The sequence below is a fragment of the Prevotella sp. P2-180 genome (genome assembly GCF_002251435.1).
Taxonomy (GTDB): Bacteria; Bacteroidota; Bacteroidia; order Bacteroidales; family Bacteroidaceae; genus Prevotella.
The window spans coordinates 1-9,794 of the sequence record NZ_NPJI01000077.1 but is presented as its reverse complement, the minus strand read 5'-3'; the positions used below and the strand labels follow the sequence as shown (position 1 = coordinate 9,794).

Here is a 9,794-nt window from a genome sequence, read left to right as displayed (position 1 = left end):
TCACCCGTGCGCCGGTCGCCATCAAATTTAGCAAGCTAAATTCATGCTGCCCCGCGACTTGCATGTGTTAAGCCTGTAGCTAGCGTTCATCCTGAGCCAGGATCAAACTCTACATTGTAAATAATATCTTTAGATCACCAACCGTATACAAATATAATGCAACGGATGGGAAACCTTTGTCTGACTGTTTTCAGGACGCCATTATAATATCAAGTCTAAAGAAACCTTTATCAATCATACAATTGACGGTTCGTTTACCCAATTGATTTCTCAATTGCTTCTTGTACTACTACTTCTCTGTTATGTAAATCTTTCAAAGAACTCTTTTTCTAGTCGCTCAAGAGAAGCGTTGTTCTCAAAAGCGAGTGCAAAGGTACGGACTTTTTCAATACACTCCAAACATTTCAAGAGAAAAATGCATTTCTTTAACGTTTATTTGCAAATAACAAGTGTAAAATAGACTATTATTCGTATTACACCTTATTATATATATAGCGTATACTATTTATCCTTTGTCAGTGTCACACCGTCAAAGATATAACAGAATTGTTTGCCCAACTCCCTGAAGAAGGCTTTGATGCGGCTGGTCTTCTTTAGTCCGAAGGCTTTTGCGTCTATCCTGTCCATGAGGAACTTGTAGAGGTTGCGTATGAGTGCTATCAGCATCAGGAACACAGTGTTCTCTGCCATGAAGGACTTTGGCAGCCTTACCCATCCGAAGCCATTGTTCCTCCACACAGTCGCCGCCACAGAAGTAGACACTTGACAAAGAACCCACAATCTCGCGCTTTGATAGCCGAACGATGTGCACCGAAGTCCCAGGACTTTGTTGATTACCGGACCCACAAAACGGGGAAAATGCTCCCTCACGAGAAATATTCCTCCAAAAGGAGTGATTTTCTCAGATTTTATGCTTACTTTTGCCTAAACTAAAGTGCTGCGGAATTTAGGATTCTTAAAAATATCCAAAGAAATCCAAGTTTTTTTTATATCTATCGTCTATTTTTGCAGATAATGATAAAAGAAACAATAATCAACAGTATATAGCTCGGACGAAGAACGAGGGAATGACAACATCAGGCCAAAAGGTATGAAAGTTTTAGGACAACTGGAACAAAATATTATAAACAGACGTGTTTGATTTATCATCATAGCGCCTTGAGTTTATGTTCCGCAGTGCTGAATGTACGTTCAGCACTGCGGAACGTACATTCAGCAGTGGGGGATGTAAGTTCCGCACTGCGGAATATAAACTCATGGCGTATGTCTTATAAATAGGAATAGCCTATATGGGATAATCATATAGCCTATGTTAAACAAATACTAACAGGGGGATTGGAATGATTATAATAGTCGAATAATAGTATTAAAAAAAAGAGGTGGAAAGTTAATTCCACCTCTTTTCTTTATATTTATATATGAAGATTAATTGTATTTCAAGATTTGGCCTGGCATTAGGCGTATACGCTTTCCTATGTGATTGAGTTTGCATAGAGCGTCAACAGTAGTACCACGTTTCTTTGCTATTGAAGAAAGAGTCTCTCCTGCAGCTACCTTGTGGAACTTCACATCCTTTGCATATTTAGCCTCTGGAGCAGCAATGGCAAGTTCGAGATCCTCTTCGTTCTCTCCGATGTTTCCGCCGCCTCCGACACCACGAAGTCTGTTAGCAAGCACAGATTCAGATTCGAATCTGTTTTTGTAGAACATATAGTAGTCACCTATAACGTCTTGGTTATGGAAGTCGAACATAATGGCGGGATTAAGAGCCACTCCACACAGTCTTGTTTCGAAATGCAGGTGCGATCCAGTGCTACGTCCTGTGTTACCACCGAGTCCGATAGGTTCTCCTGCAGCCACCACTTGGTTTTCTTCCACCAGTTGCTTCGACATGTGTCCGTATATGGTTTCAAGTCCATTACCATGACGTATAACGACATAATTGCCATAACCATTTCTGTCGTATCTTACCATTCTTACTTTTCCGCTGAATGCAGCTCTAATGGTATCGCCGATATACACCTTTACGTCTATACCCTTATGTTGTCTTCCCCATCGTCTTCCGAAGTTTGAAGTCACTACCCTGTTGGTAGTAGGCATGCAGAAGTCTCGCAAGTCGATTCTGAAAGTGTCGGGCAGTTCTGTTGCACGATGTGCATATTTATTGTTCCAGTCTTCATACAAGTCAGCAGCAGGTGTCTCCATCTGTTCTGTTTGTATCAGTCGGTTGAGAGCCACAGAATCGACAGCTTTCATTTTTTTGTCGATAGGGGCCTGGCGTGCTATGAGATCCTGTCCCATCATCGGGATAGCTGTAACGGACATGAACGCCATTATTGCAATTGTCTTTAGTTTTCTAAAAATCATAAATTTTTATAGTTATTCGTGCGATATGCACGGTTCTACAGGGTAACAATAATTACAATCCAATTATAGGTTATGCCTGTAAAACTTCGGTTATTGTAAAATCAACATTGCAAAGGTAGGCATTTTTTTCTAAAGTCGTATGGTTTTAGCGTATTTTTATGTGTATTTTAACACTTTTCTCAAGAAATAGCCGACCAGTTAACATTAGTTTTGCGCAATTCATACAATCTGCGCACAAATATTGCATTATCAGGATGTTGCATCGTTGGGTCTGTATCAATTATTCTTTGTGCCTCGTCTCGTGCCATCTGCACCAGTTGTCCGTCTCGTGCTATATCAGCAATTTTCAGGTCAAAAGCCATGCCACTCTGCTGTGTTCCCTCAAGGTCGCCGGGGCCGCGGAGTTTCAGGTCAGCCTCGGCAATGCGGAAGCCGTCGTTGGTGTCGCACATGATGTCGATACGCTTCCTTGTGTCGGCACTCAGCTGATGTCCTGTGACCAGGATGCAATACGACTGATCGGCTCCACGCCCTACCCTGCCCCTGAGTTGGTGTAGCTGCGAAAGTCCGAAACGTTGTGCGTCGAGTATTACCATGACCGAGGCGTTTGGCACATTCACTCCCACTTCTATCACTGTTGTAGCCACAAGAATCTGTGTCTCGCCGGAAGCGAAACGTTGCATTTCCTCTTCTTTCTCCTTCGGCTTAATCTTTCCGTGCACCTTGCTCATCTTGAATTCCGGGAAGGCCTGCCTCAGGGTTTCATATCCGTCTTCAAGATTCTTCAGGTCTATGTGTTCGCTCTCTTCTATCAGCGGGAATACTATATATGCCTGTCTTCCCATCCTTATTTGCCTTCTTATGCTTTCGTATAGCTGTGGTAGCTGTGCGTCGTACACATGTTGTGTCATCACAGGCTTTCGTCCCGGTGGCAGCTCGTCGATTACGCTCACGTCGAGGTCTCCATAAAGAGTCATGGCGAGGGTTCTTGGAATAGGAGTTGCGGTCATGACGAGCACATGTGGCGGATTGGTGCTTTTCTGCCATAGTTTTGCCCTTTGCGCCACTCCGAATCGATGTTGCTCGTCAACTACGGCCATGCCGAGTCGGGCAAACCTTACGTTGTCTTCTATCACGGCATGCGTGCCGACAAGAATGTCAATTTTTCCAACGGCAAGGTCTTCGAGAATGGAGTTTCTCTTTTTCCCTTTCACTATTCCCGTGAGCAGTTCCACCCTTACCGGCATGTCGCCAAGGAAATCGGCAATGGTTTTAAGATGTTGTTCTGCAAGTATTTCAGTAGGAGCCATAATGCAAGCCTGGTATCCATTGTCAATTGCAATGAGCATCGACATTAGCGCCACAAGAGTCTTTCCGCTGCCTACGTCGCCCTGTAGCAGCCGGTTCATCTGCCTTCCGCTTTTCATGTCGTTCCATATTTCCCTTATCACCCTTTTCTGAGCTCCAGTCAACGGGAATGGCAGGCGGTGATAATAAAAACCGTTGAAAGTCTTTCCTATGCTTTGGAAAATATATCCCCTATATTTTCTTCTATTGTCGGAAGCGTATCGCACTATGTTCAGCTGTACATAGAACAGTTCCTCAAACTTCAGTCTTACACGAGCCTTTTCCAAAGTCTTTGCCGATTCTGGGAAATGGATATTTCTCAAGGCTTCGTCACGTGAGGCAAGATTCAGTCTTTGTGTCATAGAGTCTGGCAAGGTCTCGGGCAGTTTGTTGTCGAGCAGCGCAAGCAGATTCTTTATAAGTCTTTCAAGCGAGCGAGAGGTGAATCCCGCCTTTTTCATCTTCTCCGTAAGAGTGTAGTAAGGCTGCATGCCCATTCCCGAGACCTGCAGTTCTGAAGAGGGGTCGATATCTGGATGTACGACGTTAATTCTTCCGTTGAATGCCGTAGGCTTACCGAACACGATATATTGTTCACCTATTTTGTAATGTGTTCGCGCATATTTTCCTCCATTAAACCAAGTGAGGTCCATCAGGTGAGTTCCGTCGGTAAAGTGAGCCACCACGCGTTCCTTCCTTGGTCCCATTTCGAAAGTTTCGAAACTCAATATTCTACCAAGTATCTGGACATAAGGCATTTCAGTGTTCACTTCGTCTATTCTGTAGACCTTGCTTCTGTCTATATACTTGTATGGGAAGGTCATGAGCAAATCGGCGAAGGTCTTGATGCCGAGTTCGTCACCTAAGACCTTCGCCCTTTTGGGTCCTACCCCTGGCAGGTATGTTATCTCGCTTTCGAGGTTTACCATCAGCAAACAGGCTTGTTGAGTCCGCCCTTGAGTATGGCCTCTGCGAATGCCATGTCAACAGGTCGTGTAATCTTAATGTTTGTAGGCTCGCCATCTATATGCGATTCGCTATCGGTGAATGCCGAGCATACAGACGCATCGTCGGTAAAGGCCTCGCTGAAAGGCTGGTTGTATGCCTTACGCATCACACTGAGCGGGAAACACTGCGGAGTCTGCACCAGTCTATAGTCTGCACGCTGAACATTGCCTTCGCCTATATGATACAATGTGTCTACTACCGGCACTACTGGTATGCACATGTCGTACATACGTGCACCGGCAAAGCAACGCTCTATAAGGTCGACGGTGAGCAAGGGTCGCACACCGTCGTGAACGCCCACCACACCACTTTCGTTGTCGGCAATCATTGCAAGTCCGTTTCTTACCGACTGGTATCTTGTATCGCCACCATTGGCAATACGCACATTCACGTTGAACGAATGTTTCTTGCATAACTCGTGCCAGTATTCCTGTTGGTCAACAGGCAGCACGAGAATGATGTCGAGCTTTGGGGAATAGTCACGGAAGCGGTTTATGGTGTGCATCAGGATAGGCAGTCCCTGAAGTTCCAAAAACTGCTTTGGAATCTCCCCTCCCATACGTAGTCCTTTGCCTCCGGCAACAATTATCGCATGGTCCATCACTTACGAGTCAGGTGGTTGAACATCATGCCTTCTCGCAGCTGGTCGGCAATAGCCTTGCCTCCGAAAATTTCAAGTAGGGCATAGCCATATGGGAAAGCGGCGGCAGGTCCCTCGCCAGTAATGATATTGCCATCGATGGTGACCAGTTCCTTTGTATAATCCGCCCCAATCATGGTTTCCTCACATCCGGGGTAACAAGTGGCCCTTTTGCCTTTCAGCAAGCCAAGAGACCCGAACACCATAGGTGCGGCACATATTGCGGCAATGCGTCGGCCAGCCTCATAGTGCCTTACGATAGCTTTGCGCAGTCCTTCGTGTGCATTAAGGTTTGTCGATCCAGGCATTCCTCCAGGCAACATCAGCAAGTCGGCATCGCCAAGGTCAACATCCTCAAAAAGGGCGTCGACCTTAATCGTCACGCCATGAGCCGATGTAACGAGTTCACTACCAGTAATGCTTACCATTACTATATCCTGTCCTCCGCGACGGAGGATGTCTACCGGTGCCAATGCTTCTACGTCCTCGAAGCCTTCGGCCATGAATTGATATATTTTAGCCATAATAATTTATTTCAATGCCTCCAAATACTTTTTTATAGTTTCATGCAGTCCCATATACAGAGCGTCGCATATAAGGGCATGACCTATGCTCACCTCGTCCACCCATGGAATGTGCTGGTGGAAGTAGTGGAGGTTGACAAGACTGAGGTCGTGACCAGCGTTAAGTCCGAGTCCCAGTTCGCGTGCAGCCACGGCAGCCTCAACGAATGGTTTTATAGCCTCCTCGCGGTTTTCGACATATCCAGAAGCGTAAGGTTCGGTATATAGTTCCACACGGTCAGTGCCACACTCTTTTGCCAGAGCCACCATTTCTGCGTCAGGGTCGACAAATATGGAAGTTCGTATGCCAGCTTCCTTAAATTTTCCCACCACATCGGTTAAGAAAGCCTTGCATTGCTTTGTGTCGTAACCATGGTTTGAGGTAATCTGGTTTTCTGTGTCTGGAACAAGAGTCACCTGTGTAGGTTTCACCTCGAGCACCAGCTCAATATATTTGTCAATAGGGTTGCCCTCGATGTTCAGTTCAGTCGTTATCCTTGGTCTAATGTCGCGCACATCCTGATACCTGATATGTCTTTCGTCAGGTCTTGGATGCACCGTAATGCCCTGCGCTCCAAAAGCCTCACAATCCAGTGCCACCTGAAGCACGTCTGGATTGTTGCCCCCTCGTGCGTTTCTGATTGTAGCCACCTTGTTGATGTTTACGCTCAATTTCGTCATCTTCTTTGTATATATATAAATTGTTCTAAAATAAAAAATGTGGTAGTGATAATAAAAAAGGGTGCAATAATTTTGCAGTTTTACCAAATTCCACTATCTTTGCCACAAAAACATGCGGCAAAGATAATGAAAACCGAGCAAATGACAAAGTATTTCGGGATTTTTTTCTAAAGAATTGCCAATATAAATACACTTATGGCTACACGTACACTCAAATTTGCCATTTTTGGCAACACTTACCAGGCCAAAAAGTCGGCCTTCATCAACGAGATCATCTCTACGCTAAAAGAAAGCGGGGCCGAGGTGAGCATAGATAGCGAGTTCTACCATTTTCTCATCGATGGCGGACGCCTTGATATGCCCATCGACCGTGTGTTTCGTGGCAACGATTTCGAGGCCGACTTTGTTGTGTCTATGGGAGGCGATGGCACCTTTCTTAAAGCGGCAAGTCGAGTGGGTAACAAGGAAATACCCATCATTGGAGTAAACATGGGCAGGCTTGGATATCTTGCCGACGTTCATCCTGAGGAGTTCCATAACTGCGTAGCTGACCTTTACAAAGGTACATACACCATTGAGGACAGGACGGTGATAAAGGTGGAAGCCGAGGGTTGCGACTTTTCAGGCAGCGACTGTGCCCTTAACGACGTGGCTATACTAAAACGTGACAACGCCTCGATGATAACCATCCATGCCAGCATCAATGGCGAGCGTCTCACCACCTATCAGGCCGACGGTCTTGTAGTGAGCACCCCTACCGGCTCCACTGCCTATTCGCTTTCCGTTGGCGGTCCTATTATCGTTCCCGGCACCCATATTTTCTCGCTCACTGCCGTAGCTCCCCATAGTCTGAGCATGCGTCCGATAGTCATTTCCGACGATTCTGTCATCACGCTTCGTGTAGAGTGCCGCAGCCATCATTTTCTTGTTGCATTAGATGGTAGAAGCGAGAAATGTAGCGAAGGTACTACCATTACTTTGCGCAAGGCTCCATACCAGATAAAAATATTAAAGCGCCAGCAATCCACTTATTTCTCCACACTGAGGGAGAAACTGATGTGGGGTGCTGACACTCGCGGAATATAGTCAACTAAACCAGATTACCACGTCCACGACACGGTGTATGTCTGTGCCTCTACCTTGTTTTCTATGTCGTCGGGCAGGTTGCAGAAGAAGTCAATGCCCGTAAGTTCTTCGAGGCGGTCGATACTAACTACATATTTCTTCAGGTCGTCGCCACTTCTGTCCACGTTTTCGTTCAGTGCCCAGAAAGCTATAGCTTTGTAGCCTTCATCATTTTTATACAGGATGGCCATATAGAAATACTTCGGCACTATGAGTTTTCCCTTTATGCGTTCAATAATGTTTTCCTCTGAGTCGATAGTACCGCCTTTACATACATACATTGTATCGGTGGTTGCTCCCCGGTCAACCCATTTTCTCATTCTGTTCTCCATATCGGCCCAAAGTCTTTGGTTGAACTTCGGGTATTGGGGTTGCATGTTTGTAAGATAGAACTACCCGAAGAGCCACCCAGGTCGTCATCATCAGAGCCACAAGCCGCCACCATGAGCATGGTGGCGGCGAGCAGTGAATATATTTTAAATATCTTCATTTACTAAATAATTACGTTTTGGGCAACAGATTATTTCACAATCTTCTTGCCGTTAACGATATTGATACCCTTAGAGAGCTTGTTGACACGCTGTCCTGCTACGTTATATACGGCTCCGTCATTGATTGTCTCAGCCTTAATGTTAGAGATGCCGGTAGTAACACCATTAAGAGAGTAGATGCTTGAACCAGTCATCTCTTTTGTTCCCTTGTAATCAACCAACTTACCGTAAACAATCACCTTATCTCCAACCTTGATTTGGTCTTCAGCAGTAAAATTTTCACCTTCAAGATAATAGCCTCTGTATATCTCCAAATCATTGGCAGAATATTCAGTACCATCACCAATCCAATAAGTAGCGTTACCATACGATGTGCTAACCTCTTTTATCTTGGTAATAGTACCTATTACATAAACCTTAGTCTCCAATCCCAGACCGGCTGTAATGAGGTCGTTAGCCTTTGCTACAGTATAAGCTGTCTCTGGAGTGTTTGTGATATCAACTGATGGTTCGGGCGCTGCTTTTACGATAAGTTTATATGAAACAGAACCAGCCTCAAACTCATCATTTCCTGCAAATTCAGCTGTAATATTAGCTGTACCAGCAGCTACAAGAGTAATAATTCCCTCAGTATCAATAGTTGCCACCTCCGTATTGTCACTGCTATATGTAACAGCGAGATTATTCTCATTGGAAAGAGTTGGGAAATTATTCTCCTCGCTACCAATAGTCACATCACGAGAAGCAACTCCCCATGAAAGACCAGGAGCTTTCTTTGATTCACCAATAAACAGTTCTGCATTGTCAAAACGGATATTTTTTGATGAAGTATTATCAAATTTCAGAGTAACAGAGGCTGTTCCTTCTGCTACTGTTACAGGAATAGTATAATCATTTCCTGTGTTTGTCTTATCACCTATTGTAGCGTCGTCTGATGTAACAGAAAGGGTTCTGTTTGCCTTAAAATTCAATGTCATCTCACCACTCTTTCCTTTCATAGGAATAGTAACTGAGAATGAACCTCCTTTCTTACTGATAAGTAACTCAGGTGCCTCACCTCCTGCTATCGCTTCAATAAAGACTTTGGTTGAAGATTCTCCATCTTTACAAGCGTAGCCATAATCACCACCTGCCGGCACATCATTTGCAGCATAAGAATTAAAGTTTTCTGCCCAAAGGGTTTCTTTCTGTGCAGCCACACTTCCACATACGAGCATCAGCATGCTCAGCAATGAATAACGTAAAGTTTTAATCATAATATTTAAATTTGTTAATAATGAATTTATTCCGCATAAGTGATAACAATCGACTTGGCACGCAACTGGCTTGGTGCTCCAGTAGTAGAAGACATTACTTTAATACTTTAATTCCATTCTTAATGACCAGTCCCTTTGTCTGCGCATCGCGCTTTCTGCCGAGCAGGTCATAAACGGCATCGGTGTCGTCCGTAGCTTCTGCGTCTATAAGGCGCAGGTCGGTGGAGGTGCCGTCGGAGTGAATCACTTTGGCGTTGCTGAATGCGCCGGAGCCTCCCTCTGATGGTTCTGTCGTGGATTCCTTTGCCACGAAATA

At 45.0% G+C, this 9,794-nt stretch carries 10 protein-coding genes, 1 rRNA gene and 1 pseudogene; 1 reads left to right on the top strand and 11 read right to left on the bottom strand.

The features are described 5' to 3' along the window. The 7 genes and pseudogenes from CIK98_RS11220 to CIK98_RS11190 all read right to left on the bottom strand — a co-directional run. Positions 1-118, bottom strand: a 16S ribosomal RNA gene (locus CIK98_RS11220); the annotation flags it as partial. Positions 119-567: 449 nt separating this feature from the next. Beyond that, positions 568-729, bottom strand: a pseudogene (locus tag CIK98_RS11215) (IS1380 family transposase); the annotation flags it as partial. 696 nt (positions 730-1,425) lie between these two features. Then, positions 1,426-2,367, bottom strand: a complete 942-nt coding sequence (locus CIK98_RS11210) for a M23 family metallopeptidase (RefSeq protein WP_094384324.1) — start codon at positions 2,365-2,367, stop codon at positions 1,426-1,428. 179 nt (positions 2,368-2,546) lie between these two features. Further along, the gene (recG, locus tag CIK98_RS11205; protein WP_094384323.1) at positions 2,547-4,643 is read right to left on the bottom strand and encodes an ATP-dependent DNA helicase RecG; all 2,097 of its coding nucleotides are present in this window, start codon (positions 4,641-4,643) and stop codon (positions 2,547-2,549) included. After that, positions 4,643-5,323 (bottom strand): 2-C-methyl-D-erythritol 4-phosphate cytidylyltransferase, encoded by a 681-nt coding sequence (locus tag CIK98_RS11200; protein ID WP_094384322.1) that lies wholly within the window; start codon positions 5,321-5,323, stop codon positions 4,643-4,645. Before CIK98_RS11200 ends, recG begins: the two co-directional genes overlap by 1 nt. Beyond that, positions 5,323-5,886 (bottom strand): DJ-1 family glyoxalase III, encoded by a 564-nt coding sequence (locus tag CIK98_RS11195; RefSeq protein ID WP_094384321.1) that lies wholly within the window; start codon positions 5,884-5,886, stop codon positions 5,323-5,325. Before CIK98_RS11195 ends, CIK98_RS11200 begins: the two co-directional genes overlap by 1 nt. Positions 5,887-5,892: 6 nt before the next feature. Continuing rightward, the gene (locus CIK98_RS11190; protein WP_094384325.1) at positions 5,893-6,606 is read right to left on the bottom strand and encodes a pyridoxine 5'-phosphate synthase; all 714 of its coding nucleotides are present in this window, start codon (positions 6,604-6,606) and stop codon (positions 5,893-5,895) included. Positions 6,607-6,801: 195 nt separating this feature from the next. On the opposite strand from CIK98_RS11190, the gene CIK98_RS11185 reads away from it, so the two are divergent. Then, complete coding sequence (locus CIK98_RS11185) at positions 6,802-7,692, top strand: NAD kinase (protein WP_094384320.1); 891 nt, start codon at positions 6,802-6,804, stop codon at positions 7,690-7,692. Positions 7,693-7,706: 14 nt separating this feature from the next. Here CIK98_RS11185 and CIK98_RS11180 read toward each other — a convergent pair whose 3' ends face one another. The 4 genes from CIK98_RS11180 to CIK98_RS18210 form a co-directional block, all read right to left on the bottom strand. Beyond that, complete coding sequence (locus CIK98_RS11180; RefSeq protein ID WP_253249711.1) at positions 7,707-8,063, bottom strand: DNA/RNA non-specific endonuclease; 357 nt, start codon at positions 8,061-8,063, stop codon at positions 7,707-7,709. Beyond that, complete coding sequence (locus CIK98_RS18215; RefSeq protein WP_172409915.1) at positions 8,048-8,221, bottom strand: hypothetical protein; 174 nt, start codon at positions 8,219-8,221, stop codon at positions 8,048-8,050. The genes CIK98_RS11180 and CIK98_RS18215 overlap by 16 nt, the downstream gene beginning before the upstream one ends. Positions 8,222-8,251: 30 nt before the next feature. Beyond that, on the bottom strand, positions 8,252-9,478 hold the full coding sequence (locus CIK98_RS11175) for an Ig-like domain-containing protein (protein ID WP_094384318.1): 1,227 nt from the start codon (positions 9,476-9,478) through the stop codon (positions 8,252-8,254). A 94-nt stretch (positions 9,479-9,572) separates the two neighbouring features. Continuing rightward, on the bottom strand, positions 9,573-9,794 hold a 222-nt coding region (locus CIK98_RS18210; RefSeq protein ID WP_172409914.1), incomplete at its 5' end, for a hypothetical protein.